25 protein-coding genes, 1 other RNA gene and 1 pseudogene are annotated in these 26,987 nt (G+C 71.7%); 22 read left to right on the top strand and 5 right to left on the bottom strand.

Annotated features, from left to right (window positions below; genetic code table 11):
* Positions 1-543 (top strand): annotated as a pseudogene (locus tag ACFXG1_RS02705) (hypothetical protein); the annotation flags it as partial.
* A 114-nt stretch (positions 544-657) separates the two neighbouring features.
* Here ACFXG1_RS02705 and ACFXG1_RS02700 read toward each other — a convergent pair.
* Positions 658-855 (bottom strand): hypothetical protein, encoded by a 198-nt coding sequence (locus ACFXG1_RS02700; RefSeq protein WP_384740444.1) that lies wholly within the window; start codon positions 853-855, stop codon positions 658-660.
* Positions 856-1,122: 267 nt separating this feature from the next.
* Between ACFXG1_RS02700 and ftsE the strand changes: the two genes are divergently transcribed.
* The 5 genes from ftsE (at position 1,123) to ssrA (ending at position 5,123) form a co-directional block, all read left to right on the top strand.
* Positions 1,123-1,812, top strand: a complete 690-nt coding sequence (ftsE, locus tag ACFXG1_RS02695; RefSeq protein ID WP_384722910.1) for a cell division ATP-binding protein FtsE — start codon at positions 1,123-1,125, stop codon at positions 1,810-1,812.
* 56 nt (positions 1,813-1,868) lie between these two features.
* A complete protein-coding gene (gene ftsX / locus ACFXG1_RS02690; RefSeq protein WP_384722913.1) occupies positions 1,869-2,786 on the top strand; it encodes a permease-like cell division protein FtsX in 918 nt (305 codons plus the stop codon).
* Between the two features lie 67 nt (positions 2,787-2,853).
* On the top strand, positions 2,854-4,020 hold the full coding sequence (locus ACFXG1_RS02685) for a S41 family peptidase (protein WP_384740439.1): 1,167 nt from the start codon (positions 2,854-2,856) through the stop codon (positions 4,018-4,020).
* Between the two features lie 18 nt (positions 4,021-4,038).
* The gene (gene smpB, locus ACFXG1_RS02680; RefSeq protein ID WP_384712749.1) at positions 4,039-4,521 is read left to right on the top strand and encodes an SsrA-binding protein SmpB; all 483 of its coding nucleotides are present in this window, start codon (positions 4,039-4,041) and stop codon (positions 4,519-4,521) included.
* Between the two features lie 207 nt (positions 4,522-4,728).
* Positions 4,729-5,123: a transfer-messenger RNA gene (gene ssrA, locus ACFXG1_RS02675) on the top strand.
* Positions 5,124-5,231: 108 nt separating this feature from the next.
* Here ssrA and ACFXG1_RS02670 read toward each other — a convergent pair.
* Positions 5,232-6,431 carry an MFS transporter gene (locus tag ACFXG1_RS02670; RefSeq protein ID WP_384712746.1) on the bottom strand — a complete coding sequence of 400 codons (1,200 nt, stop codon included), beginning with the start codon at positions 6,429-6,431 and terminating at the stop codon, positions 5,232-5,234.
* Between the two features lie 84 nt (positions 6,432-6,515).
* On the opposite strand from ACFXG1_RS02670, the gene ACFXG1_RS02665 reads away from it, so the two are divergent.
* The 9 genes from ACFXG1_RS02665 (at position 6,516) to ACFXG1_RS02625 (ending at position 17,162) form a co-directional block, all read left to right on the top strand.
* Positions 6,516-7,496 (top strand): LysR family transcriptional regulator, encoded by a 981-nt coding sequence (locus ACFXG1_RS02665; RefSeq protein WP_384712743.1) that lies wholly within the window; start codon positions 6,516-6,518, stop codon positions 7,494-7,496.
* Positions 7,497-7,505: 9 nt separating this feature from the next.
* Positions 7,506-8,117 carry a disulfide bond formation protein DsbA gene (locus tag ACFXG1_RS02660; protein WP_384712740.1) on the top strand — a complete coding sequence of 204 codons (612 nt, stop codon included), beginning with the start codon at positions 7,506-7,508 and terminating at the stop codon, positions 8,115-8,117.
* Between the two features lie 152 nt (positions 8,118-8,269).
* The gene (locus tag ACFXG1_RS02655; protein WP_384740433.1) at positions 8,270-9,544 is read left to right on the top strand and encodes a serine hydrolase domain-containing protein; all 1,275 of its coding nucleotides are present in this window, start codon (positions 8,270-8,272) and stop codon (positions 9,542-9,544) included.
* 147 nt (positions 9,545-9,691) lie between these two features.
* A complete protein-coding gene (locus ACFXG1_RS02650; RefSeq protein ID WP_384712731.1) occupies positions 9,692-10,354 on the top strand; it encodes a CGNR zinc finger domain-containing protein in 663 nt (220 codons plus the stop codon).
* Positions 10,355-10,515: 161 nt separating this feature from the next.
* Positions 10,516-11,118 carry a sigma-70 family RNA polymerase sigma factor gene (locus tag ACFXG1_RS02645; RefSeq protein ID WP_384712728.1) on the top strand — a complete coding sequence of 201 codons (603 nt, stop codon included), beginning with the start codon at positions 10,516-10,518 and terminating at the stop codon, positions 11,116-11,118.
* On the top strand, positions 11,115-11,996 hold the full coding sequence (locus ACFXG1_RS02640; RefSeq protein WP_384712725.1) for an anti-sigma factor family protein: 882 nt from the start codon (positions 11,115-11,117) through the stop codon (positions 11,994-11,996). Before ACFXG1_RS02645 ends, ACFXG1_RS02640 begins: the two co-directional genes overlap by 4 nt.
* Before the next feature lie 212 nt (positions 11,997-12,208).
* Positions 12,209-14,605 carry a HelD family protein gene (locus tag ACFXG1_RS02635; protein WP_384712755.1) on the top strand — a complete coding sequence of 799 codons (2,397 nt, stop codon included), beginning with the start codon at positions 12,209-12,211 and terminating at the stop codon, positions 14,603-14,605.
* A 498-nt stretch (positions 14,606-15,103) separates the two neighbouring features.
* Positions 15,104-16,537, top strand: coding sequence for an NAD-dependent malic enzyme (locus ACFXG1_RS02630; RefSeq protein WP_384723046.1), 1,434 nt, complete (start codon positions 15,104-15,106; stop codon positions 16,535-16,537).
* A 343-nt stretch (positions 16,538-16,880) separates the two neighbouring features.
* Positions 16,881-17,162: an HU family DNA-binding protein gene (locus ACFXG1_RS02625; RefSeq protein ID WP_004571953.1), complete on the top strand. Its 282-nt coding sequence runs from the start codon at positions 16,881-16,883 to the stop codon at positions 17,160-17,162.
* Between the two features lie 256 nt (positions 17,163-17,418).
* On the opposite strand, the gene murA is transcribed toward ACFXG1_RS02625, so the two are convergent.
* Positions 17,419-18,765 (bottom strand): UDP-N-acetylglucosamine 1-carboxyvinyltransferase, encoded by a 1,347-nt coding sequence (murA, locus tag ACFXG1_RS02620; protein WP_384723500.1) that lies wholly within the window; start codon positions 18,763-18,765, stop codon positions 17,419-17,421.
* 193 nt (positions 18,766-18,958) lie between these two features.
* Between murA and ACFXG1_RS02615 the strand changes: the two genes are divergently transcribed.
* Positions 18,959-19,519, top strand: coding sequence for a YqgE/AlgH family protein (locus tag ACFXG1_RS02615; RefSeq protein WP_384740427.1), 561 nt, complete (start codon positions 18,959-18,961; stop codon positions 19,517-19,519).
* 90 nt (positions 19,520-19,609) lie between these two features.
* On the opposite strand, the gene ACFXG1_RS02610 is transcribed toward ACFXG1_RS02615, so the two are convergent.
* Positions 19,610-20,305, bottom strand: a complete 696-nt coding sequence (locus ACFXG1_RS02610; RefSeq protein ID WP_384723813.1) for a response regulator — start codon at positions 20,303-20,305, stop codon at positions 19,610-19,612.
* Entirely contained in the window at positions 20,302-21,492 is a 1,191-nt protein-coding gene (locus ACFXG1_RS02605; protein WP_384740423.1) for a sensor histidine kinase, read from the bottom strand. The genes ACFXG1_RS02610 and ACFXG1_RS02605 overlap by 4 nt, the downstream gene beginning before the upstream one ends.
* A gap of 124 nt (positions 21,493-21,616) precedes the next feature.
* Between ACFXG1_RS02605 and ACFXG1_RS02600 the strand changes: the two genes are divergently transcribed.
* From ACFXG1_RS02600 to ACFXG1_RS02575, 6 genes are all read left to right on the top strand, one after another.
* On the top strand, positions 21,617-22,369 hold the full coding sequence (locus ACFXG1_RS02600; protein ID WP_384740461.1) for an ABC transporter ATP-binding protein: 753 nt from the start codon (positions 21,617-21,619) through the stop codon (positions 22,367-22,369).
* Complete coding sequence (locus ACFXG1_RS02595; protein ID WP_384715320.1) at positions 22,366-23,127, top strand: ABC transporter permease; 762 nt, start codon at positions 22,366-22,368, stop codon at positions 23,125-23,127. Before ACFXG1_RS02600 ends, ACFXG1_RS02595 begins: the two co-directional genes overlap by 4 nt.
* Positions 23,128-23,191: 64 nt before the next feature.
* Positions 23,192-23,473, top strand: a complete 282-nt coding sequence (locus tag ACFXG1_RS02590; RefSeq protein ID WP_384715323.1) for a DUF3039 domain-containing protein — start codon at positions 23,192-23,194, stop codon at positions 23,471-23,473.
* Positions 23,474-23,728: 255 nt separating this feature from the next.
* Complete coding sequence (locus tag ACFXG1_RS02585; protein ID WP_384715326.1) at positions 23,729-25,033, top strand: extracellular solute-binding protein; 1,305 nt, start codon at positions 23,729-23,731, stop codon at positions 25,031-25,033.
* 35 nt (positions 25,034-25,068) lie between these two features.
* Entirely contained in the window at positions 25,069-26,064 is a 996-nt protein-coding gene (locus ACFXG1_RS02580) for a carbohydrate ABC transporter permease (protein ID WP_384715329.1), read from the top strand.
* A gap of 77 nt (positions 26,065-26,141) precedes the next feature.
* Complete coding sequence (locus ACFXG1_RS02575) at positions 26,142-26,969, top strand: carbohydrate ABC transporter permease (protein WP_384715365.1); 828 nt, start codon at positions 26,142-26,144, stop codon at positions 26,967-26,969.
* Positions 26,970-26,987 lie beyond the last annotated feature (18 nt).

Here is a 26,987-nt window from a genome sequence, read left to right as displayed (position 1 = left end):
GGGAACGGGACCCCTGGTGGCGGTAACGGGAACGGGACCCCTGGTGGCGGTAACGGGAACGGGACCCCTGGTGGCGGTAACGGGAACGGGACCCCTGGTGGCGGTAACGGGAACGGGACCCCTGGTGGCGGTAACGGGAACGGGACCCCTGGTGGCGGTAACGGGAACGGGACCCCCGGCGGTGGTAACGGGAACGGGACCCCCGGTGGCGGTAACGGCACTCCCGGCGGTGGAAACGGCACCCCCGGCGGTGGCGACGACGGCGGTAACGACACCGGTGGCAACAGCCACGGTGGTCAGACCACCGGCGGCAACGGCACCAACGGTTCCACCGGCGGTTCGGCCGGTGGTGGTGGCGACCAGACCGACACCAACAACGCCGGCTCGCAGCCCGTCCAGCAGGGCGAGGCCAAGGAGGAGCTCGCCGAGACCGGGGCGATGGAGGTCACGTACCTGCTCGTCGGGGCGGCGACCATGATCGCCGGAGGGATCGGCTTCCGGATGCTGCCGCGGCTGGTCGGCGGCGGGCGTGCGGCCGTCTGAGTGAAAAACCCGTCACAGGGTGAACCGGCCGGACGACGGCCGGTCACCGTCGGGTGACAAGAGCGACGACGAGGGCCCGGGGTGCGGCACAGCACCCCGGGCCCTCGGGCGTCGTCAGGCCGTGCGGGTCGCCAGGAACGCGACGGCCGCGATCAGGAGCACCAGGAGCGTCAGCAGCGCCGCCGGGGTCAGGGCCGCGAAGGGGCCCTCCCCCTCCTGCTGGAGTCGCTCGCGATTCGCGCGGCACACCGGGCAGCGGCCCTCGGAGACCGGGGCCGCACAGTTGGCGCACACCAGACGGTCATAGGTCATGCGCTCTCCTCCTCCCGCGCGCGCGAGCCGCGTTCCGCGGGCCGTCAGCACACTTCTCGTGGGACAACGCTCAAGGACACGCGACTGTTCCCCTACCACTGTGCCAGCTCCGGCGCCGTTCGGCGCGGGGCCCGGATTCCTCCCCCGGGCGGGGGAGGGGCAAATGGGCGTGACAATCTTCGCAACCCCGGCCGTCTACTGCGTACTCACGGACGGTTCGCGTAGTGTCACGCACACCTCTGCTCCCGGCCGACCGTGGTGTGCACCGTGATCCGATTCGCGCATGTCTCCAAGACCTATCCCAAGCAGAACCGGCCAGCCCTGCACGATGTGTCCCTGGACATCGCCAAGGGCGAATTCGTGTTCCTGGTGGGTTCCTCCGGTTCCGGCAAGTCGACCTTTCTCCGGCTGATCCTCCGGGAGGAGCGGGCCAGTCACGGCACGGTCCACGTCCTCGGAAAGGATCTCGGGAAGATCTCCAACTGGAAGGTGCCGCAGGTACGGCGGAAGCTGGGCACCGTATTCCAGGACTTCCGGCTGCTGCCGAACAAGACCGTCGCCGAGAACGTGGCCTTCGCGCAGGAGGTCATCGGCAAGCCGCGCGGTGAGATCCGCAAGGCCGTACCGCAGGTCCTCGACCTGGTGGGACTCGGCGGCAAGGAGCGCCGGATGCCCGGTGAGCTGTCCGGCGGTGAGCAGCAGCGGGTCGCCATCGCGCGGGCGTTCGTCAACCGGCCGATGCTGCTGATCGCCGACGAGCCGACCGGGAACCTCGATCCGCAGACGTCCATCGGGATCATGAAGCTGCTCGACCGGATCAACCGGACCGGGACCACCGTGGTGATGGCCACCCACGACCAGAACATCGTCGACCAGATGCGCAAGCGCGTCATCGAACTGGATCAGGGCCGCCTCGTCCGCGACCAGGCCCGCGGCGTCTACGGCTACCAGCACTGACCGCCGCGGCCGGCCCGTTCCAGTACCACCAGCGCGAGAAAGGCTGATCGCACGCGATGCGCGCCCAGTTCGTCCTGTCGGAGATCGCTGTGGGTCTCCGCCGCAATCTCACGATGACCTTTGCCGTCATCATCTCGGTCGCCCTGTCGCTCGCGCTCTTCGGCAGCGCCGTGCTCCTGGGCAAGCAGGTCGGGACGATGAAGGACTACTGGTACGACAAGGTCAATGTCTCGATCTTCCTCTGCAACAAGACCGACGCGCGGTATTCGCCGCAGTGCTCCAAGGGCGCGGTGACCGGCGGGCAGAAGGAGCAGATCAAGGCCGATCTCCAGAAGATGGACATCGTCGACAAGATCCATTACGAGAGCGCGGAGCAGGCGTTCAAGCGCTACCAGGAGAGCTACGGCGACACGCCCATCGCCGATACGATCACGCCGGACCAGATGCCGGAGTCGTACCGGGTGAAGTTGGATGATCCGGAGAAATTCCAGGTCGTCGCGACGGCCTTCGCGGGCCGGCCGGGGGTGCAGTCCGTGGAGGATCAGCGGGACATCCTCCGGAACCTCTTCGATCTGATGACCGGGATGAACCGCGCGGCGATCGCGCTGATGTCGCTGATGCTGGTCGTGGCGCTGATGTTGATCGTCAACACCGTACGGGTCTCGGCGTTCAGCCGCAGGCGTGAGACCGGCATCATGCGGCTGGTCGGGGCTTCCAGCTTCTACATCCAGCTGCCGTTCATCCTGGAGGCGGCGATCGCCGGGCTGCTGGGCGGGCTGATGGCCGCGGGCATGCTGATCGCGGGCCGCTACTTCCTGATCGACCACGGGCTCGCGCTCGCCGACAAGATGCCGCTGATCAACTTCATCGGCTGGGACGCCGTGGCGTCCACCCTGCCGCTGGTCGTGGTGATCGGGCTGCTGATGCCCGCCCTTGCCGCTTTCATCGCACTGCGCAAGTACCTCAAGGTGTGACATCCGCCCCGGGCGCGGTACGGACAACGACCTTACGGCGCCCGAGGCTTGTCCTAGACTCGGGCGCATGCCGGGCCCTGAGTTCTGCCCTCGGCCCCGCCGCTCCCGCCGCGGGGCGGCCCTGACATTGATCTTCGTGAGCGTGCTGGCCGCGGGTGCCGTGACCGACGCGCTGCCGGTCGACCGCCCCGCCGACGACTCCCGCCCGCTGGACGCCCGTCCGGTGGGGGCGACCGTCGACCCGGAGATCGTGGCGCGCGCCGCCGCGGAGGCGGTGGCCGAGGGCGGCTCCGGTACGCAGGCGGCCGAGGAGGTCGTCAGCCGCAGCGGCGACCGGTGGGGCGCGGTCTACGACCGGGACGAGTACGCGAAGTTCCAGCAGACCCTCGACGGTGAGTACACCGGGGTGGGGCTGTGGGCCAGACGTTCGGGCGACGGCCGGGTGGAGGTCGCCCGGGTACGGCCCGGCGGGCCGGCCGCGCGGGCCGGGATCAGGACCGGGGACCGGCTGCGGACGATCGGCGGCCGGCCCGTCGACGGCCGCCCGGTCACCGAGATCGTCGCCCTGCTGCGGGGCGACGAGCGGACGGACGTGGTGCTCGGTCTGGAGCGCGACGGGCGTACCTGGACCGAGCGGCTGGTCCGTACGACCCTGCCCGCGGAGTCCGTGACGGTCGAGCGGCTCGCGGGCGGCGCGGTGAAGATCCGGGTGTCGTCCTTCACCCGGGGCACGGGCGAGCGGGTGAAGGACGCCGTGGCCGACGCGCCGGACGGTGCCGGGGTCCTGCTCGATCTGCGCGGCAACAGCGGTGGGCTGATCACCGAGGCGGTCACGGCCGCCTCCGCCTTCCTCGACGGCGGTCTGGTCGCCACGTACGACATGGACGGCGAGCAGCACACCCTGTACGCGGAGCCCGGCGGCGATACGGGACGCCCGGTGGTCGCGCTGGTCGACGGGGGCACGATGAGCGCCGCCGAGATGGTCACCGGCGCCCTTCAGGACCGTGGCCGGGCGGTCACCGTCGGTACCCGCACCTTCGGCAAGGGCTCGGTGCAGATGCCCAGCACCCTGCCGGACGGCTCGGTGGCCGAGCTGACCGTGGGGCACTACCGCACGCCCGACGGGCACGAGGTCGACGGCCGGGGCATCGTCCCCGACGTGACCCCGGCGGACGGCGAGAACGCCGAGGAGCGGGCGGAGACGGTATTGGGTGGCCTGGGGGTGGGGTCGTAGTGCGAAAATGGCCGCACTATGGCTAAGGAAAAAGGTCGCAAGCTGATCGCGCAGAACAAGAAGGCGCGGCACGACTATCACATCATCGACACCTATGAGTGCGGCCTCGTGCTCACCGGCACCGAGGTGAAGTCGCTGCGCCAGGGGCGGGCGTCCCTGGCGGACGGGTTCGTCCAGATCGACGGGCACGAGGCGTGGCTGCACAACGTCCACGTACCGGAGTACACGCAGGGGACGTGGACCAATCACTCCGCCCGCCGCAAGCGGAAGCTGCTGATGCACCGGGCGGAGATCGACAAGCTGGAGGCGAAGTCGCAGGAGTCGGGGCACACGATCGTGGCGCTGGCCCTGTACTTCAAGGACGGCCGGGCGAAGGTGGAGATCGCCCTGGCGAAGGGCAAGAAGGAGTACGACAAGCGGCAGACGCTGCGGGAGCGGCAGGACCGGCGCGAGTCGGACCGGGCGATCTCGGCGGCGCGGCGGCGGCAGCGGTCGGCGTAGCGCCTGGCCGGAGCGGGTCGGAGCGGGTCGGGTCGGTGCGTGCTCGGCCGGGGCCGGGCGGCATCGGGAAGGCCGGGGAAGGCCGCGGGATCCGGGCCGCCGGGTAATGCGCTGGCACCGGATCGTGTTGGTCCCGTACGATGGGAACGTCCCTCGGTGAGGGGCACGCCGATGGGTTGCCGTCGGCACTGCTTGAAAACTCAACATGGGGATGATCGGTTTCGACAGCGGATGTCGAAGCAGGAGAAGCGAGCCGAGGAAGCGGCAATGATCTCGTAAACCATATGTCGCAACCAATAATCGCCAATAACAAGCGCGATAACTCCGAAGCCTTCGCCCTCGCTGCCTAATAAGCAGTAGAGACGAACCTTCACTCATGGAGCGTCAGCCCGGGGGTGTTCCCGACCCGGACCCTGGCGTCAACTAGGGAACTCAACCTCTAGGCCCGGTCACGGGGTCAAGAGGAAAACCAAACAGTGACTGAGCCCGTCGGAGACTTGTCCGTGTGATCTCCGGGGCTGAGAAAATCGCAGCGGACTGCGCTCGGAGAAGTCCTGTTTCTGCACCGTTGGACGCGGGTTCGATTCCCGCCATCTCCACTCATCCCATGTGAGACGAAGGCCCGGCTGTCACGACAGCCGGGCCTTCGTCGTGCGCGTCCTGTCCGGAGTGCCCGGCGCCCGTCGTGCGCGTCGTACCCGTCATACCCGTCATACCCGTGCCCGTCGGGCCCGCAGCAGCGCCAGACCCAGGGCGGTCGCCGCCGCGGCGACCGGCAGGGCGTAACCCGTCCCCGGTACGGCGCTTTCCGCGAGCCGGCCGGCGCCCGCCGCGCCCGTCGCGATCCCGGTCAGGATCGCGGTGACCGCGAGCGTCATGCCCTCGTTGACCCGGCCCGCGGGGACGATCCGCTGCACCGCCGCCATTCCCGTGATCATCGTCGGCGCGGTCGCGGCGCCCGCCAGCAGCAGCCCGGCGGCCAGGGCGGCCGTCGACCCCGAGCGGGCGGCGAGGAGCGGCAGCGTCATCAGGGCCGTCATCGCCGCCAGACAGACCACGAGCGCGGCGGGCTCCACCGAGCGGGGCCGGAGCCCGTACAGCAGTCCCGCCGCGCAGGAGCCGCCCGCCTGCAGCCCGATCAGCAGTCCGGCCGCCGGCCCCGGGACGAACGCCAGCGTCGTCACCTCCAGCGCGCCGAAGACCACACCGGTCGCCAGGAAGACCACCAGCAGCCGCGGCATCCCGCGGGTCCGCAGCGGAGACCTCGATCCCGGGGCGCGCGGGGCCGCCGGGGGCTCCGTCGACCGCCGCCCGGTGAACAGCAGCATCCCGGCCACCAGCAGTACGGCGCCGGTCACCGTCCCCGCCTCGGGGAAGAGCGCCGAGCACAACAGGGCCGCGATCGCCGGGCCCGTCATGAAGCACAGTTCGTCCACGGACTGCTCGAAGGAGTTCGCGGTATGCAGCGCCGCCGGATCGCCCCGGTGCAGATGGGCCCAGCGGGCGCGGGCCATGGCGCCGGTGTTCGGCGCCGTCGCGGTGGCCGCGTAGGCCGCGAACAGGGACCAGTCCGGGGCGTCGTACCGGACGCAGAGCACCAGCGCCAGCGACCCCAGCGCGGCCAGTACGGCGGCGGGGACCGCGATTCTCGCCTGCCCGTACCGGTCCACCAGCCGGGCCGTCCAGGGCGCCACGAGCGCCGTCGCCGTCAGCCCCGTCGCGGTCACCGCGCCCGCGAGGGCGTACGACCCCCGGGACTCCTCGATCATGATCACGGCGCTGACGCCGAACATCGCGAACGGCAGCCGGGCGATCAGACCGCCCGCGGTGAACGCGGCGGCGCCGGGCGGTGCGAACAGCCGGAGATAACCGGCGGCGCGCGGCGCCCCGGCGGACGGGGGTGGAGGCATACGGTCAGCATCCGGCCGCCCGGCGGCGGTGGTCCAACACCTGTTCGGGGTCGATTCACGCAATCCCGGTGTAAATTCCGGGGGATGGGCGACCAGGACCTCGACCCCCGGCTGCTGCGCGCCTTCGACGCCGTGGCGCGCGAGCTGCACTTCACCCGCGCCGCCGCCCGGCTGTACGTCGCCCAGCAGGCGCTCAGCCGCGATATCCGCCGCCTCGAACAGCGGTTGGGCGCCGATCTGTTCGTCCGCAGCACCCGGCGGGTGGCGCTGACGCCGGAGGGGGAGCGGCTGCTGCCGTACGCCAGGGCCGTGCTCGCCGCCCACGACGAACTGCGGGCCGCCGTCGCGGGCGGCGCCCGGCGCCCCCTGCTGGTGGATGTGAGCGCCTCACCGAGTACGGGACAGCACGTCCTGGACGCCACCCGGCGGGCCGAACCCGGCCTCGACCTCATGGCCCGCTACCATACCGGGCTCACCGGCGCGGCGGCCGAGGTCGTCGCGGGCCGCCTCGATGTGGCGTTCGGCCGGTTCGCCGGACTCGACCCGGCGGTCCGGGCGGAGCTGGAACACCGGCCGGTGCGGTACGAGCGGATGGCCGTCCTGCTCCCCGACGGGCATCCGCTCACCACCCTGGCCGAAGTGCCGGTACGGGAACTCACGGGTATGCCGCTGTACGCCGCCGCCGGGAATCCGGCCACCGCGGCGTGGACGGCCCTCGCCGCCCGGCTGTTCGCCGACTTCTCCCTCACGATGGCCGATCCGTACCCCGAGATCACGGGCCCCGACGAGTTCGTCCGGGTCGTCCGGCGGCAGGGCTGGTCCGTCCTGGCCAGTACCGTCCTCATGGACGTACCGGGCATGGCGCTCCGGCCGCTCACCGACCCCGTACCGCTGTCGCCGGTCTCCCTCGTCCACCGGCGCGGTCTGCGCCACCCGGCGGCCGACGCCCTGCTGCGCACCGCCCGCGCCCTGGGAGCCGAACACGGCTGGCTGGAACTGCCCGCCGGGGAGTGGTGGCTGCCGGATGAGGACTTGATGGTGATGGGCGCGGCGCCGAAGGCCTAACGTGGAGCGGTGGATGTGGACTTCTGGTTCGACCCCGTGTGCCCGTACACCTATCTCACCTCGCGCTGGCTCGTCGAAGCCTCGGCCGTACGGTCCTTCTCCGTACGGTGGCGTGTGATGAGCCTCGCCGTACTCAACGAACACCGCGACGACGACCCCGAAGGCGACTGGGGCGAATATCTGTGGGCGCCCGCGCGGGTCTGCGCCGCCGTCGAGCTGCGGTACGGCTCCCGGGCGCTGGGCGAGCTGCTCACCGGGCTCGGCGCGCGCTTCCATCTCGACGGGGACTGGGACGCGATCCCCGGGGCCCTGGCCGACGCGGGGCTGCCGGCCGCACTGGCGTCGGTGGCCTGGACCACGGAGTACGACGACGCCGTCCGCGCCTCGCACGCCGAGGCCGTCGCCCTGGTCGGTACGGAGGTCGGCACACCGGTACTCGGGGTGCCGGGGCCGGACGGCGGGCGGGTCGGGCTCTTCGGACCCGTGGTCTCGCCCGCGCCCGCGGGGGAGGCGGCCGGGCGGCTCTGGGACGGCTTTCTGCTGCTGGCGTCCGTACCGGGATTCCAGGAGATCAAACGGACCCGGACGGAGTCGGAGCCCCGCCTCGACGGGCTCCGGTGAGGGGCGCGCGCACCGGCGCGAGATGCCTGGGGGGCGCGACATAACGGGAGTTCACCCCCGCCGGTGCACCGCTTACGGAAGATCGCCGTCTATAGCTGGTGACGGCGGTCGCGTTCGCGCCGCCACCAGGACATGACGGGAGAACGACCACGATGGTCTCAGCCAAGGTGAGCAGGGGAACCGCGGCCGGCGCCGCACTGCTGTCGCTGTGCGCGGTGCTCGCGCCCGCGCATTCCGCCGTTGCCGCGCCCGAGGCGCGGAGCGGGGAGCGGCAGGGGGCGGGCGCCGCCGAGCCGACCGCACCCGACCCGGTGGCGCTGCGGGCCGCCCTCAAGGCGGCGCTGGCCAACGGGGCACCGGGCGCGATGGCCCGGATCGACGACCGGGGGAGCGTCCTGCGGCAGGCCGAGGGCATCGGGGACCGGGGCACCGGGCGGGCGATGAGCGCCGACGACCGCTTCCGGATCGGCAGCGTCAGCAAGACGTTCTCCACGGTCGTCCTGCTCCAGCTCGTCGACGAGGGCAGGCTCGCGCTGGACACGCCGGTGAACAGCTACCTCCCCGGTCTGGTCGACCCGCGCATCACGGTCCGTCATCTGCTCAGCCACCGGACCGGGTTGTACGACTACACCAACGACATGTTCGCGGCGACGGTGCCCGGCTTCGAGTCCGTACGCAACCGGGTCTTCGGCTACCGCGAGCTGCTCGACCTCTCCCTCGCGAAGCCGCCGACGGTCACGCCGGGCACGACGTACTCGTACTCCAACACCAACTTCGTCGTCGCGGGCATGCTGATCGAGAAGCTCACCGGGACGGATGTCGGGACCGCGTACCAGCGGCGGATCATCGACCCCCTCGACCTGGACGACACGTACTACGTCCACCCGTCGACCGCCGTCCCGGGCCGCCACATCAAGGGCTATCTGCGGCCCGACGAGGCGGGGGCGCCGCTGGTCGACTCGACCCGGCAGACCGTGTCCTGGGCGCAGAGCGCGGGGGCCGTGATCTCCAGCGGGCGGGATCTGAACACCTTCCTCTCGGCGCTGCTGCGCGGCGAGCTGACCTCGGCCGGGTCGCTGGCCGAGATGCGGACCTGGACGCCGGTCAACTCCACCCAGGGGTACGGGCTGGGGCTGCGGCGGCGCGATCTGTCGTGCGGGGTGTCGGTGTACGGGCACACCGGAACGGTGCAGGGGTACTACACGTTCGCCTTCGCGTCGGGTGACGGGAAGCGGGCGATCACGGCGGTCGCGAACACGTCCAACAACGGCACGGTCCTGAACACGCTGCCGCGCACCCTGGAGGCCACGTTCTGCGCGGCGCCGCCGGCCGCGGGCGCGGGTGCGGTGACGGGGGCGCGGGCGGCCGTGCCGGAGCCGTCCGAGCGGTACGAGGACATGGCCCCGGGCCGGGCCCTCCGGAGGTAGGGGGCGCTTTTCCGTCGCGGTCGGCCGCGGGTCGTCCTTTGACGGGGCGCGGACTCGGGGTGCCACGGCCCGGGGTGTTTCCGGATCGGGAGGGTAGGAGCACTCTGGGAGCGAGACCCGTGGCGAGCCCGAGGTGGTGACAGGGGCATGGCGGCATACGCGGCCGACCCGGTGGATCCGGCGGCGCCCGATCCGTACGACTGGCGCTTCGACAGCGGGCGGGTCTGTCTCGACCTCGTCGCCACCGGCGAGCCCGGCGGCGGGGTCGGCAGGGCCGTCGACGAGCCGCTCGCCGGGGAGGGGCGGCTGCGGCGCTGGCTGGTCGGGGCGCGGCTGGTACCGCCCGGGACGCCGCTGCCCGCCGACTGCCCCCGCTGGGTCGAGCGGTTCGCCGAACTCCGCGGCCAGCTCGCCCAGGTGGTGCGCGCCGAGATCGAGGGGCGCCACGCCGACGGTGTCCGTACCCCCGCCGACACCGCCCTCGACCGGGTGAACGCGCTGGCGGCGGGCGCGCCCCCGGCCGTTCGGGCGGTACGGGACCCCAGCGGCGCCCTCGTACGGGCGGTCACCCGGACCCCCGACTGCGCCGAACTCCTCGCCGCCGTCGCCCGGGACGCCGTCGAACTGCTCACCGACCCGGTGGCCAGGACGCTGCTGCGGCAGTGCGAGGGCGAGAGCTGCCGGCGGGTGTATGTGGACACCTCCCGCGGCAGCCGGCGCCGCTGGTGTTCGAGCGAGACCTGCGGGAACCGGGAGCGGGTGGCCCGGCACCGGCGGCGGGCCGCCGAGGCGGCGCTCGCCCGCACCTGAGGCACAACTGTGGGGGAAACGCGGGCGAACGGGGCGTTTTCCCAGGTGAGTCGGAAGTTTTCCCGGTCTCTTTCCGGTCTCTTTGAGTGCCGAGGCGCCCTCGTCCGTAAGGGACGGGGACAGCAGTCAGCCGAAGCCATGTCAAGGTCTCGACCGGGAGGTTGCAGGTGCGCAAAGATGCGGCCGTGGCCGGTGACCGTCCGCAGAGGGCCGGCCGTCGCAGCACGAAGTCACGCCATTTCTCGTCCGTACCCGACGGGCCCGACGAGGAGTTGGTGCGGGCGCTCTACCGCGAACACGCCGGTCCTCTGCTCGCCTACGTGCTGCGTCTCGTCGCCGGTGACCGCCAGCGCGCCGAGGACGTGGTGCAGGAGACGCTCATCCGAGCCTGGAAGAACGCCGGTCAGCTCAACCGGGCAACCGGCTCCGTCCGACCCTGGCTGGTGACGGTCGCCCGGCGCATCGTCATCGACGGTCACCGCCGCCGGCAGGCCCGGCCGCAGGAGGTCGATCCGTCGCCGCTGGAGGTCATGCCCGCGGAGGACGAGATAGACAAGGCGTTGTGGCTGATGACGCTCTCGGATGCGATGGACGATTTGACGCCCGCGCACCGGGAAGTACTCCTGGAGACGTACTTCAAGGGCCGTACGGTCGACGAGGCCGCCCAGAAGCTCGGCATACCCAGTGGCACGGTCCGCTCGCGGGTGTTCTACGCGCTGCGTTCGATGAAGCTCGCACTGGAGGAGAGGGGGGTCACAGCATGACCATGCGGGGGCAGGACTCGATCCACGACGCCGTCGGGGCGTATGTGCTCGGTGTCCTGGACGACGCGGACGCGTCCGCGTTCGAGGCGCATCTGGCGGGGTGCGGTGTCTGCGCGGGCCGGCTGGAGGAACTCTCCGGGCTCGAGCCGATGCTGGCCGCGCTGGCCGAGGCCCCCGTGCCACCCGCCGCCGTCCGTCCCCGCGGATCGGGTGCCGTCCCCGGCGCGCGCGGTGTGCCGGGCCGGGAGGGTCCGCCCGGTCCCGTGCCGGGGCTACCGGGGTCGCCGGGGGTGCCGGTGCCGTCGGTGTCTCCCGTCGTGCCGGGTCCGCCCGGCCCCCGGGTGCTCGACGGGCTCCTCGGCGAGGTCGCGGCCGAGCGTTCCGCGCGGCGCGGGCGCCGGACATATCTGATCGCCGCGGCCGCGGCGCTGATCGTCGCGGCGCCCCTGGTGACGTATCTGATCGCGGCCGGCGACGACGCGCCCGACGACCGGGCGGGCCCCACGACCATGGCCCCCGCCGAGCACGTCGTCCTCGCCGATATGCGGGACAAGGTCCGGGCGACCGACCCGACGACCGGGGTCTCGGCGACCGTCGGGATGGACCGACAGGGCTGGGGGACCCGGGCGGTGCTGGAGCTGAAAGGTGTCAAAGGGCCGCTGAAGTGCAATCTCGTAGCGGTCTCCAAGACGGGCGAGGAGGAGGTCGTCACCTCCTGGTCCGTCCCGAAGTGGGGGTACGGCATCCCCGACGGGCCCACCGAGGCGTCGAAGTACCCGCTGTACGTGCACGGCGGCGCGGCGATGGACCGCGAGGAGATCGACCGGTTCGAGGTCAGGACCTTCGACAATCAGAAACTGGTCGAGATCGACGCCTGACCCGGCCTGACAGACGGCCCCCCTTCGCGTACGGTTGACGGCTGCCCAGTGCACGTCAGAAGGGGGCCTCGGTGGCCAGGCACAACGCCGCTGCGGACACGGCCGGCGATTCGGTCGGCGACACGGTTCGGGAGCCGGTCGGCGCGTCCGCCGACGACCGGGTCCGGGACAAAACCGGTGGACCGGAGGGCGATTCCGTCCGCGACCGGGAGATCGCCGTCGAACAGGAACACCTCGACCGGGTGTACATCCGGCTGGAGGAGAAGATCCACGAGGCGGAGTTCCTGATGCACGACGCGGCCCGGCTCAGCCAGGTCGGTACCCCCGGCGCGCTCGCCGAGCGCGACGCGCAGGTCTTCCGCGCCGGGGTGCATCTGAACCGGCTGCACGCCGAGTACGAGGACTTCCTCTTCGGCCGGATCGACCTGCTGTACGGGAAGGACGGCAAACGGGGCCCCGACGGCGCGTACACCTCGGTGGAGCCCGCGGACGACGCCGTACGGCCCGACAACACGGCCGATATCGCCGAGACGCTGCACATCGGCCGGATGGGGGTCCTCGACGAGGAGTACGCGCCGCTGGTGATCGACTGGCGGGCGCCGGCCGCGGCGCCGTTCTACCGCTCGACGCCCGTGGACCCGGGCCGTGTCGTCCGCCGCCGGGTGATCCGCTCCAAGGGGCGGCAGGTCCTCGGCGTCGAGGACGACCTGATGCGGCCCGAGCTGACCGCCAGCCTCGGCGGCGAGGAGCTCGCGGTGATCGGCGACGGCGCGCTGATGGCGGCCCTGGGCCGGTCCCGCGGTCATACGATGCGCGACATCGTCTCCTCCATCCAGGCCGAGCAGGACCTGGTCATCCGGGCGCCCGCCGCGTCCGTCACCCATGTGGAGGGCGGTCCTGGCACCGGGAAGACGGCGGTCGCGCTGCACCGGGCCGCGTATCTGCTCTACCAGGACCGCCGCCGGTACGCGGGCGGGATCCTCATCGTCTCGCCGACGCCGCTGCTCGTCGCCTACACGGAGGGTGTGCTGCCGTCGCTGGGCGAGGAGGGGCAGGTCGCGATCCGCGCGGTCGGCAGCCTGGTCGACGGCGCCGAGGCGGTGGCGTACGACACCCCGGCCGTGGCGCGGGTCAAGGGCTCGTCGCGGATGCTGAACGTCCTCAGGAAGGCCGCGCGGGGCGCGCTGGAGCTGCCGCGACCCGCGGCGACGGCCGGGCAGCAGGCCCTGACGTTCGACACCGCCGACACCGCCGCCGCCGACGATGCCGATGACTCGGACGACGAGACCGGTGGGCCGAGGCCGCCGGTACGGACCGATCTGCTGCGGGTCGTCGTCTTCGGGCGCCGGCTCGAACTGGACGCCGCCGAGCTGCGGCGGATCCGGCAGACCGTCCTCGGCGGCAACGCCCCGGTCAATCTGCTGCGGCCGCGGGCCAGACGGCTGCTGCTGGACGCGCTGTACGCCCGGTCGGGTTCGGCGAACCGGCACGCGGACCCCGAGCTGGCGGCCGAGCTGCGGTCCTCCTTCGACGAGGACGTCACGTCCGAGGACTCCTTCACGGGCTTCCTCGACGCTTGGTGGCCCGAGCTGACCCCGCGGACCGTCCTGGCCGCGATGGCCGACGAGCGGCGGCTGGGCCGCTGGGCGCGCCGGGTGCTGAACCCGGGCGAGGTCAGGGCCGTCGCCCGGTCCCTGCGGCGGGCCGGTCGCGACGGCTCCGGGCCGCTGTCGGTGCACGACGTGGCCCTGCTGGACGAGCTGAGCACCCTGCTGGGCACCCCGGCCCGGCCGCGGCGGAAGCGGGAGTACGACCCGCTGGACCAGCTCACCGGCCTGGAGGAGCTGATGCCGCGGCGTGAGGAGACCCAGCGGGAGCGGGCCGAGCGGCTGGCGGCGGAGCGTACCGAGTACGCGCATGTCATCGTCGACGAGGCGCAGGACGTGACGCCCATGCAGTGGCGCATGATCGGGCGCCGGGGGCGGCAGGCGACCTGGACGGTGGTCGGGGATCCGGCGCAGTCCTCGTGGCCCGAGCCGCAGGACGCGGCGCTTGCGCGGGACGAGGCGCTGGGGTCGCGGCCGCGGCGGCGGTTCGAGCTGACGGTGAACTACCGGAACCCGGCGGAGATCGCCGAGCTGGCGGCGAAGGTGCTGGCGCGGGCGATGCCCGGGGCGGTGTCGCCCACCGCGGTCCGCTCGACGGGTGTGGTGCCGCGGTTCGTCCCGGCCGGAAGCTCCGGAACCTCCGGAAGCGGTGGTGGCGGCGGTACGGCTCTGGGCGCGACCGTGCGCGCGGAGGCCGAGCGGCTGCTGGCCCGGGTGGACGGGACCGTCGGCGTCGTGGTCGCCATGGGCCGCAGGGAGGAGGCCGGCGGCTGGCTGGCGGGCCTCGGCGACCGGGTGGTGGCGCTCGGGTCGCTGGAGGCCAAGGGGCTGGAGTACGACGCGTCGATCGTGGTGGCGCCCGTGGAGATCGCGAACGCCGACGAGACGGGCCTTCGCGTGCTGTACGTGGCCCTGACCCGGGCGACCCGGGAGCTGACCGTGGTCACGACGGCGGCGGACGCCCCGGACGAGGCCGGGGTGCCGGAGCTGCTGCGGGACTGACGGCCCCACCGGACCGGTGGCCGAACCGCCCGCCGGTCCGGGCGGTGGGGCCGTGCGGGGGTACGGGTTCGGGCCGTAGGGGGCAACGCGCCTGCGAACCAAGAACAGTTTGTTAGCCTTGGGGTTGGCACCGGCCCGATCCAAGCCCCCGGGCCCAACCTTCGTCGCTTCGAGCGACCACTTGCCGCGAGGCGAGCATGGCGGGCCGGTGTCACTCAGCTTGAGGTTTGAGCGTTTTCGCACGTCGGATCAGGTCCGCGTCCCGCCGGGGCGCGGACCTGATCGCGTTGGGGGGCTTCTTCCGGGCGGCGGCCCGGATACCTTCCTCACCCTTCCCCGATCTCGTATGGTGGAAGTGGTTTTCCGAAAACAATACGACCACTATTACCTGCTACCGGCAGGTAGGTGCGACCATCGGAGTGCACCGCCGTGGCCCCCGCGAAGTGCCGGGCCGCGGCGGTGGAGCGACAGAGCTAGGGAAAGCAGAGGGATCCGGCCATGGCAACGGCGCCAAGCGTCTCGTATTCGATGACGGTCAGGCTGGAGGTGCCCGCGAGCGGAACCGCGGTCTCCCAGCTCACCACGGCGGTGGAATCCTCCGGTGGATCCGTCACCGGCCTCGACGTGACCGCCTCCGGGCACGAAAAGCTCCGGATCGACGTCACCATCGCGGCGTCCTCCACCTCCCACGCGGAGGAGATCGTCGAGGGACTGCGGTCCATCGAGGGGGTCGTCCTGGGGAAGGTCTCCGACCGGACCTTCCTGATGCACCTCGGCGGCAAGATCGAGATGCAGTCCAAGCACCCGATCCGCAACCGTGACGACCTCTCGATGATCTACACCCCGGGTGTCGCCCGGGTCTGTATGGCCATCGCGGAGAACCCCGAGGACGCCCGCAGGCTGACCATCAAGCGGAACTCGGTCGCCGTGGTCACCGACGGCTCCGCCGTCCTGGGACTCGGCAATATCGGCCCCAAGGCCGCCCTGCCCGTGATGGAGGGCAAGGCCGCCCTCTTCAAGCGGTTCGCCGGGATCGACGCCTGGCCCCTCTGCCTGGACACCCAGGACACCGACGAGATCGTCGCGATCGTCAAGGCCATCGCGCCCGGTTTCGCCGGGATCAATCTGGAGGACATCTCCGCGCCCCGCTGCTTCGAGATCGAGGCCCGGCTGCGGGAGGCCCTCGACATCCCCGTCTTCCACGACGACCAGCACGGCACCGCCATCGTGGTGCTGGCCGCGCTGACCAACGCGCTGCGTGTGGTCGGCAAGGCCGTCTCGGACGTACGGGTCGTCATGTCGGGCGCCGGAGCCGCCGGTACGGCGATCCTGAAGCTGCTGATCGCGGCCGGGGTCAAGCACGCCGTCGTGGCCGACATCCACGGTGTGGTGCACGCCGACCGTCCCGATCTGGTCGACGCGGCCCCGGGTACGCCGCTCCGCTGGATCGCCGACAACACCAACCCCGAGGGCGTCACCGGCACCCTGAAGCAGGCCGTGGTCGGCGCCGACGTCTTCATCGGCGTCTCCGCGCCCAACCTCCTCGGCGCCGAGGACGTGTCCGCGATGGCCGACGACGCCATCGTGTTCGCGCTCGCGAACCCGGACCCGGAGGTCGACCCCGCCGTCGCCCGCCGTACCGCCGCCGTGGTGGCCACCGGACGCTCGGACTTCCCCAACCAGATCAACAACGTCCTGGTCTTCCCGGGCGTCTTCCGCGGTCTGCTGGACGCACAGTCCCGGACCGTCAACACGGAGATGATGCTGGCCGCGGCGACCGCCCTGGCCGATGTCGTCACCGAGGACGAGCTGAACCCGAACTACATCATTCCTTCGGTATTCAACGACAAGGTCGCCGGGGCCGTCGCGGGCGCCGTCCGTACGGCCGCCAAGGCGGCGGGTGCCGATGTGACACCTGCCACCCCCGCCTGACCTCGGGCCTTCGGCGCGTCGTGGAACGCGGCGCGCCCGCCGCCGATCTAGGGTGGCCGGAACCACGGGCCCGCGCGGCTGCGTTGCGTCCCCGCCGTGTCGACGGAACGTCACCACGGTGGGGCGGTGGCGCTTTTCGTGTGATCCAGGAGGGTGCCGGATTGGCGTTCCCGCCATTGGTGGAGGCAGGATGCTGCCCGAGGACCTGCGTCCCTGGGGAGATTCCACCGGACAGGGCGGGGTCAGCTGACGGACCCCCTGACCGGGGGACTGTCAGAGGGCCCTGGCAGCATCGGCTTCGATCTCACGCCTCACAGGCAAGAAGAAACACGGGAGTAAGAACATGAACCGCAGTGAGCTGGTGGCCGCGCTGGCCGACCGCGCCGAGGTGACCCGCAAGGACGCCGACGCCGTGCTGGCCGCCCTCGCCGAGACCGTCGGTGAGGTCGTCGCCAAGGGCGACGAGAAGGTCACCATCCCCGGCTTCCTGACCTTCGAGCGCACCCACCGTGCCGCTCGCACCGCGCGCAACCCGCAGACGGGCGACCCCATCCAGATCCCCGCGGGTTACAGCGTCAAGGTCTCGGCGGGCTCGAAGCTGAAGGAAGCGGCCAAGGGCAAGTAACCCCTCGGCCGGATCACGGCCGTACCGCCGTACGGCGGTGTGCGGCCGCCGGACAGCGGCAAGGGCGGTCACCATGCGATGGTGACCGCCCTTGCGTCGTCTTCGGCCGCGGTACGGGCCGCTACGGCCCCGAAGGCCCCGTTACGGGCCGACCAGCCCCCGTTCGGGCCGACAAGGGCCGACAGGGCCGGACAGGGCCGACAAAGCGCCGTACGGGCCCCGGGAGCCGTGCCGTGGGCTCCCGGGACCCGGGAGCCTACAGAGCCTTGCCGGTGGCGGCGGGCAGTTCGACCTTCGCGCCCAGGTCGCCCAGCTTCCGCATGAAGTTCTCGTAGCCGCGGTTGATCAGGTCGATCCCGTGCACCCGGGACGTCCCCTGGGCCGCCAGGGCCGCGATCAGATAGGAGAAGCCGCCCCGCAGGTCGGGGATGACCAGATCGGCGCCCTGGAGCTTGGTGGGGCCGGACACGACCGCCGAGTGCAGGAAGTTCCGCTGCCCGAAGCGGCAGTCGGAGCCGCCGAGGCACTCCCGGTAGAGCTGGATGTGCGCGCCCATCTGGTTGAGCGCGGAGGTGAAGCCCAGCCGGGACTCGTAGACCGTCTCGTGGACGATGGAGAGCCCGGACGCCTGGGTCAGCGCCACCACCAGCGGCTGCTGCCAGTCGGTCTGGAAACCGGGGTGGACGTCCGTCTCCAGCGCGATGGCGTTGAGGGAGCCGCCGGGGTGCCAGAAGCGGATGCCCTCGTCGTCGATCTCGAAGGCGCCGCCGACCTTGCGATAGGTGTTCAGGAACGTCATCATCGACCGCTGCTGGGCGCCGCGGACGTAGATGTTGCCCTCGGTGGCCAGCGCGGCGGACGCCCACGAAGCGGCCTCCAGACGGTCCGGCAGGGCCCGGTGTGTATAGCCGCCGAGGCGGTCCACACCGGTGATCCGGATCGTGCGGTCGGTGTCCATCGAGATGATGGCGCCCATTTTCTGCAGGACGCAGATCAGGTCCTCGATCTCGGGCTCGACCGCCGCGTTGGACAGCTCGGTGACACCCTCGGCGAGCACCGCCGTCAGCAGGACCTGCTCGGTCGAGCCGACCGAGGGGTACGGCAGCCGGATCTTGCAGCCGCGCAGCCGCTGCGGCGCCTCCAGGTACTGGCCGCCGTCCCGCCGCTCGATCCGCGCGCCGAACTGCCGCAGCACGTCGAAGTGGAAGTCGATGGGCCGGCCGCCGATGTCGCAGCCGCCGAGGCCGGGGATGAAGGCGTGGCCGAGCCGGTGCAGCAGCGGGCCGCAGAAGAGGATCGGGATCCGGGACGAGCCCGCGTGCGCGTCGATGTCGGCGACGTTCGCCGACTCCACGTACGTCGGGTCGAGGACCAGCTCACCGGGCTCGTCGCCCGGCCGGACCGTGACCCCGTGCAGCTGGAGCAGTCCGCGCACCACCCGCACATCGCGGATGTCGGGCACATTGCGCAGTCTGCTCGGTTCACTGCCGAGAAGCGCGGCGACCATCGCCTTCGGCACCAGGTTCTTGGCGCCGCGGACGCGGATCTCGCCCTCCAGCGGAGTTCCGCCGTGGACAAGCAGTACATCGTCTGTGCCGGTCATGAATCTCGCGTTCCGGAGTGGTCGGGCAGGGGGCCAGTGAAAAGGGTAAGGGGCCACGGGTCGTGCCCCGTCAGGGCGGGGAGGGGGGAAGGGGTCATGATTTCGGTACAGCACGCTGGGTCGACCGGTCCGCGCGGAGCGTGACCGGAGGGCCGGGTCCCGCCGCGCGCCGCCATGCGGGATCATTGCTCGCATGACCGAGGTGTCCTCGCTCACCGGGCGACTGCTCGTCGCCACCCCCGCCCTCGCGGATCCGAACTTCGACCGCGCGGTCGTCCTGCTGCTCGACCACGACGACGAGGGCTCGCTCGGCGTGGTCCTCAACCGTCCGACCCCCGTCGGCGTCGGCGACATCCTCCGGCCGTGGGAGCCCCTCGCCGGGGAGCCCGGAGTCGTCTTCCAGGGCGGCCCGGTCTCCCTCGACTCGGCCCTCGGGGTCGCCGTCATCCCCGGCGACGAGGGCCCCGTCGGCTGGCGCCGGGTGTACGGGGCCATCGGCCTGGTCGATCTGGAGGCGCCCCCCGAACTGCTCGGCGGCGCCCTCGGCAGTCTGCGGATCTTCGCCGGATACGCGGGCTGGGGCCCGGGCCAGCTGGAGACCGAGCTGGACGAGGGCGCCTGGTACGTCGTCGAGTCCGAACCGGGCGATGTGTCGTCGCCGCGGCCGGAGCAGTTGTGGCGGGCGGTGCTGCGCCGGCAGCGGAGCGAGCTGGCGATGTTCGCGACGTACCCGGACGACCCGTCCCTGAACTGACCCCCCGGTCGGGTTCCGGGTCGTGCCCGGGGCGTGGTGTGGTTCGCGGTCAGCCGACCGTGGCCGGCCGGTCGCGCAGTTCCTCGCGCCCTACCGGGGCTCCGGGGTGCCGGGGACCACCAGGCCCGTTTCGTAGGCCGCGATCACCAGCTGGGCCCGGTCGCGGGCGGCGAACTTGCCCAGAAGGTGGCTGACATGGGTCTTGACCGTGGACAGGCCGACGTGGAGCCGCTGGCCGATCTCCCGGTTGGTCAGGCCCCGGGCCACCAGCTCCAGGACCTCCCGCTCGCGTCCTGTGAGCCGGCCGAGGCCGCCGGGTGACGGAGCGCCGGGACCCGGGCGGGCGGCGAACTCGGCGATCAGACGGCGGGTCACGGCGGGGGCGATCAGCGCGTCGCCCGCCGCGACCACCCGGATCGCGGCCAGCAGTTCGGCGGGCGGGGTGTCCTTGAGGAGGAAGCCGCTGGCCCCGGCGCGCAGCGCCCCGTACACATAGGCGTCCAGGTCGAACATGGTCAGCATCAGAACGCGGGTGGCGGCCGTGGCGGGGTCGGCGCAGAGGCGGCGGGTGGCCTCGATGCCGTCGGTGCCCGGCATCCTGACGTCCATCAGCACCACATCGGGCCGGGTCCCGGCGGCCAGCAGGACCGCCTCCTCGCCGTCGGCGGCCTCGCCCACGGCGGTGAGCCCCGGCTCGGCGTCGACCAGGAGCCGCAGGCTGGCCCGGAGGAGGGCCTGGTCGTCGGCGACGAGGACCCGGATGTCCGTCTCGCCCGTCGTCGTCATCGACCGGTCCCCTGTTCCGCGCCCCCGGCCGGAACCGGTTCCTCCGGGGCGTACGGGAGCTCCGCGCGTACCGTGAAACCGCCGCCGTCCCGGGGGCCCGCGGTCAGCACGCCCCCGTACACGGCCGCCCGCTCGCGCATCCCGGCGATGCCGTGGCCTTCGGGCGCCGGACGGCACGGCGGCCCGTCGTCCTCGACGAGGAGCAGTACGGAGTCCCGCGCCGGGCCGACCCGGACGGCGACCCGGCAGGGGGTGCCGGGGCCCGCGTGCCGCAGGACGTTCGTCAGCGCCTCCTGGGCGATCCGGTAGACGGTGACACCGACCCCGGCCGGGAGTCCTTCGAGCCCGTCGGTGGCCAGTTCGGCCCCGGAGCGGCGGGCGAGGGCGGGCAGTCCGGCGACCCCGGGGACGGGGGCGAGGGCGGCCGGGACCCGTTCGCCGGTGACGGGGGAGCGCAGCACGCCCAGCATGTGGCGGAGTTCGGTGAGCGCGCCCCGGCCGGTGGCCTCGATCACCCGCAGCGCCTCGTGCGCCTCCTCCGGGCGGCTGCGGACGACATGGTTGGCGACCCCGGCCCTGACCACGATCAGTCCGATGGAGTGGGTGACCACGTCGTGCAGCTCCCGGGCGATCCGCAGCCGCTCGTCGGCGACGGCCCGCTGGGCGTGCTGCCGGGCGGTACGGACGGCGAAGGCCCGGCGCTCATGGGCGGCCCGGCCCAGTTCCCACGCGCCGACCAGGGCGGCGCAGCCGAGGAGAAGCAGCCCGGGGCCGCCGGACCACCACAGGGCGAGATCGGTACGGAGCGGGACGAGGAGGGCGCAGCCGCCGATGGCGAGGATCGCGAGGCCCGGCAGCCACCGCCGCCACCACGGGGTGCGCACCCCTTCGGCGGCGACCGTGTAGAGCGCGAGGGAGGCCGGGAGGAAGGGGTCGCGGACGGCGTCCACGAGGACCCCGGCGCAGGTGGTGGCGAAGACGGCGCAGAACACCGGGACCGGCCACCGGCGGCGCGCCACCACCGGCAGGGCCATGGCCAGCGTCAGCAGCACGACGACCGGGCCGGGGACGAGGGGCGCCCGGTCGGCGGCGGCGGACCCGGTCACGGCGGTCAGGGCGAGATACCCGGCGACCAGCGCCGCGTCCCGGGCCACCAGGCGGCGCTCCGGCCGTCGCTCGGCAGTCATCCCCCGACCGTAGACGCCGGGAACCCCCGCGCGCCTCCGTCCCGGGACGGAGACGGGCGGCTCCGTCCCCGGCCCGACGCGCCCGCCGGGCCCGGCGGCCCACGGTGGAGGGGTGACCACGGACATTCCTTTCGACATCGAGCGGCTGACCCGCCGCCGCGGACCGGTGACCGTCGTGGACGGTCTGACGTTCCGGGCCCGGCCCGGCCGGGTGACGGGCTTCCTCGGACCCAACGGCGCGGGCAAGTCCACGACGCTGCGGACGGCGCTCGGCCTGGAGCGGCCGACGGCCGGCTCGGCGCTCTTCGGCGGGGTGCCGTACGCGGGGCTGCGCCACCCCCTGCGGACGGTGGGCGCCCTGCTGGAGGCCCGGTCGGCGCATCCGGGCCGGTCCGGCCGCGCCCATCTGCGGTGCATCGCCCGTACCCACCGGATCCCGGACTCCCGGGTCGACGACGTCCTCGACCTGGTGGGCCTCACGGACGCGGCCGGGAAGCGGACGGGGACGTACTCCCTCGGCATGGGGCAACGGCTGGGCATCGCGGCGGCCCTGCTGGGCGATCCGGCCGTCCTGCTGCTGGACGAGCCGGTGAACGGGCTCGACCCGGAGGGCATCGTCTGGCTCCGCGGGCTGCTGCGGCGCCGGGCCGCCGACGGCCGTACGGTGCTGGTCTCCTCGCATCTGATGGGCGAGGCCGCGCTCACCGTGGACGACGTGGTCGTCATCGGGCGGGGGCGGCTGCTGGCGCACGGCACGGTCGACGAGATCGTCCGGACGTACGCGGCCCCGGGCGGGACGCTGGAGGACGCGTTCATCCGGCTGACGGCGACGGCGGCGGCGGCGGGCGCGTCCGCCGGGGCGGGGGCGGGCCGGTGAGCGCGTACACGGCGGCGGTGTCGGCCGAGTGGTTCAAGCTGCGGACCCTGCGGTCCACCTGGTGGACGCTGGCCGCGACGGTCGTCCTGACCGTCGGGTTTGCTTTCCTGTACGGGGCGACGATCGGGCAGAACGCGGAGGACTACCGGGGTCCGGCCTTCGACCCGGTGCGGTACGGCTTCGCGGGGGTGTCGCTCAGCCAGCTCACCGTGGTGTTCCTGGGGGTGACGGTGGTCGGCGGCGAGCACGCCACCGGGCAGATCCGCGCGTCGCTGACCGCGGTGCCCGACCGGACGGTGTTCTGGTTCGCGAAGACCGCGGTCCTGGGCGCGGTGCTCGCCGCGGTGGCGCTGCCGACGGCCTTCGCGGCGTTCTTCGCCGCGCAGCTCCCGATGGGCGACGGGCTGAACGCGTCCATCGGCGATCCCGGGGCGTTCCGGGCCGTCCTCGGTCTCGCGGTCCATCTGACCCTGCTCGGACTGGTGTCGGCGGGGGTGGCGGGGGTGGTGCGCCGCCCAGTGCCGACGCTCGCGGTCCTCGTACCGCTGTTCTTCATCATGGGGGATGTGCTGACGGCGCTGCCGGGGGTCTCGGAGGTGGCCCGCTATCTGCCGCAGCTCGCCGGGGCCCGGCTGATGGCCACGGTGGCGGACGAGCGGATTCCGTACGGTGCGGGGCCCGCGCTGCTGATCTTCCTGGCGTGGACGGCGGCGGCGCTCGCGGCGGGTCTCGCGGTGCTGCGGAGACGGGACGTGTAGACCGCGCCCGCGGGGGCCGCGGGTGGCGTTCCGGGCCGCCGGGGCCCGGGTACCCTTGGAGTTCATGAGCACTCTTGAGCCCGAGCGCGGGACAGGGACGGGAACCCTCGTAGAGCCGACGCCGCAGGTGTCGCACGGCGACGGCGATCACGAGCGCTTCGCCCACTACGTCCAGAAGGACAAGATCATGGCGAGCGCCCTCGACGGCACTCCCGTGGTCGCGCTGTGCGGAAAGGTCTGGGTGCCGGGGCGCGATCCCAAGAAGTACCCGGTCTGTCCGCTCTGCAAGGAGATCTACGAGTCCATGGGCCCGGGCGGCGACAAGGGCGGCAAGGACAAGAAGTAACCGGGAGTCCATCCCCGCCGCCGGTACGGCGGTGACCGAGGTCCCCGGGGCGCGACGTTACGCGCCCCGGGGACCTTTTTGTCATTCTTCGGGCCTTTTGTCGGTCGTTGCACAGGATGCTTCCCCCGGTCACAGAGTGGTTGAGACCACTTGTCGATGCGTTTGAGCCGTTCTATGTTCACCGGTGTTGTGCAGCACGAAACACGCGTTGCATATGCCGCAACGCGCTTCGCACTCTTTCCCGAGGGACCGCCAATGAAGCTCCGCTCCCGCATCGCCGTTCCGGTCACCGCTCTCGTCCTCGCCGGCTTCACCGCCACCGCCTGCGCGCCCCAGACCTCCGACACCAGCTCCAAGAAGGACGAGAAGACCGGCACCCTGCGGGTGTGGCTCTTCCAGGAGGTCAACAACGACCCCAAGAAGAAGGTCGTCGACGAGGCCATCGCCTCCTTCACCCAGAAGAACAAGGACACCAAGGTCGAGGTGGAGTACATCCCCGTCGAGACCCGTGCCCAGCGCATCAAGGCCGCGTTCAACGACCCCAAGAGCGCCCCGGACGTCATCGAGTACGGCAACACCGACACCGCGGGATATGTGAAGGACGGCGGACTCGCCGATGTGACCAAGGAGTTCGGCGACTGGGCCGACGCCAAGGAGACCGACACCACCGCCCGGCAGTCCGTGACCGTCGACGGCAAGGTCTACGGCGCGCCCCTCTTCGTCGGCGTCCGCGCCCTGTACTACCGCACGGACGTCTTCAAGGAGCTGAACCTCAAGCCGCCGACGACCCAGGACGAACTGGTCGCCACGGCGAAGCAGATCCGCAAGGCCAAGCCGAACATGTACGGCATAGCCGTCGGCGGCGCCTACACCTACGGCGCGATGCCGTTCATCTGGGCCAACGGCGGTGAGCTCGCCACCGAGTCCGGCGGAAAGTACAAGGCCGCGATCAACAGCCCGGCCGCCCAGAAGGGCATCACGACCTACACGTCCCTCTTCGGCGACGACAACTGTCCCGCCGCCAAGTGCGCCACCATGGGCGGCAACGCCACCGTGACCGCCTTCGCCTCCGGCACCGCCGCCATGGCCATCGGCGGCGACTTCAGCCACCAGGCCGTCGAGGCGGGCAGCGTCAAGGGCAAGTACGCGGTCGTCCCGCTGCCCGGCGCCAAGTCCGGTGACATCGCGCCCGCCTTCGCGGGCGGCAACAACGTCGGCGTCCTCAAGAGCAGCCCCCGCCGCACCCTCGCGGTCGAGCTGATGAAGTCCATCGCGGGCAAGGAGAGCCAGCGCAAGTTCTTCGACGCCATGGGCTTCCTGCCCACCTACACCGACGTCCGGACCGAGGTCGCCGCCAAGGAGCCCTTCGTCAAGCCGTTCGTCGACACCCTCGGCGCCGGCACCAAGTTCGTCCCCGCCTCCTCCGGCTGGGGCCAGATCGACGCCTCCACCGTCCTGCCGACCATGTTCCAGGAGGTCGTCAGCGGCAAGAAGAACGTCGAATCGGCCGCGAACGACGCCGCCAAGAAGATGGACGCGGCGTTCTCCGCCGCGGGCTGACCGGAACCGGAACCCGAACCGGAGAGCACATCGATATGACGCACGAAGCGACAGCGGAGCCGGGCGCGGTGCAGACCGCCGCCCCGGCCCCCGCCGGGAAGCGACCCGGCAGGGACGGTAAGGCGCGCGGCGCGCGGCGGGGCGGTGGCACGCGGCGCGGCAGCGGGTGGACACCCTGGCTGTATCTGCTGCCCGCGCTCGTCGTCCTCGCCGGGCTGCTGGTCTACCCGATCTACCAGCTCGGTCTGATCTCGTTCCTCGAATACACCCAGGCCCAGGTGAGCGGTGGCGAACCCACCACCTTCGTGGGCTTCGGCAACTACCAGGACCTCTTCGCCGACCCGCAGTTCTGGGACGTCCTCATCGCGACGGTCGTCTTCGCCGCCGCGTGTGTGATCACCACCCTCGCCGTCGGCTGTGCCCTCGCGGTGCTGCTGACCCGGATCCGGGCGGTGCCCAGGCTGCTGCTGATGATGGCGGCGCTCGGCGCCTGGGCCACCCCGGCGATCACCGGCTCCACCGTCTGGGTCTTCCTCTTCGACCCCGACCACGGCCCGGTGAACCGGCTGCTCGGACTCGGCGACTACTCGTGGACGTACGGGCGCTACAGCGCCTTCGCCCTCGTCCTCTTCGAGGTCGTCTGGTGCTCCTTCCCGTTCGTCATGGTGACCGTGTACGCGGGCATCAAGGCGATTCCGTCGGAGGTGTTGGAGGCGGCGTCGCTGGACGGGGCGTCCCAGTGGCGGATCTGGCGCACGATCATCGCGCCGATGCTCCGGCCCATTCTGGTGGTCGTCACCATCCAGTCGATCATCTGGGACTTCAAGGTCTTCACCCAGATCTATGTGATGACCACCGGCGGCGGAATCGCCGGACAGAATCTCGTCCTCAATGTGTACGCGTACCAGAAGGCCTTCGCGTCCTCGCAGTACAGCCTGGGCTCGGCCATCGGCGTGGTGATGCTGCTGATTCTGCTGGCCGTCACCCTCGTCTATCTGAGGCTCATGCGACGGCAGGGAGAAGAACTGTGAGCAGCACCGTGAAGGCTCCCGCGAACGGATCGGAGAAGGCGCCCGCGGCCCCGGCCGCGGTCCGCCGCAAGGGGCCCCTGATCCGGCGTCCCTGGCGGCTCGCCGCCGAGCTGTCGGCCGTTCTGATCGCCGTCGTCGTGGCCTTTCCGCTGTACTGGATGGTGCTGTCGGCGTTCAAGCCGGCGGGCGAGATCCAGTCCACCGACGCCAAGCCGTGGACGCTGAACCCGTCCCTCGACTCGTTCCGCAAGGTCTTCGAACAGCAGGAATTCGGGCGCTATTTCCTCAACAGCCTGATGGTCGCGGGAACGGTCGTCCTGGCGTCCGCGCTGATCGCCTTCCTGGCGGCCACCGCGGTCACCCGCTTCCGCTTCAAGTTCCGTACGACCCTGCTCATCATGTTCCTGGTCGCGCAGATGGTTCCCATCGAGGCGCTGACCATTCCGATGTTCTTCCTGATGCGGGATCTGGGTCAGCTCAACACCCTGTGGTCGCTGATCCTGCCGCACATCGCGTTCTCCCTGCCGTTCGCGATCTGGATGCTCCGGGGATTCGTCAAGGCGGTCCCCGAGGCGCTGGAGGAAGCCGCCTACATCGACGGCGCCAGCCGTACCCGCTTCCTGTGGCAGATCCTCTTCCCGCTGGTGTTCCCGGGGCTCGTGGCCACCAGCGTCTTCTCCTTCATCTCCACCTGGAACGACTTCCTCTTCGCCAAGTCGTTCATCATCAGCGACACCTCGCAGTCCACCCTGCCGATGGCGCTCCTCGTCTTCTTCAAACCCGACGAGAACGACTGGGGCGGAATCATGGCCGGGTCGACGGTGATGACCATTCCGGTACTGATCTTCTTCGTCCTCGTGCAGCGGCGGCTGGTCTCCGGACTCGGCGGCGCGGTCAAGGACTGAGAACCGGTACGGCCGGTA

This window comes from Streptomyces sp. NPDC059248, from assembly GCF_042753905.1.
GTDB lineage: Bacteria > Actinomycetota > Actinomycetes > Streptomycetales > Streptomycetaceae > Streptomyces.
Note: the sequence above shows the minus strand (reverse complement) of the source record. Positions and strands in the feature narration are given on the sequence as shown.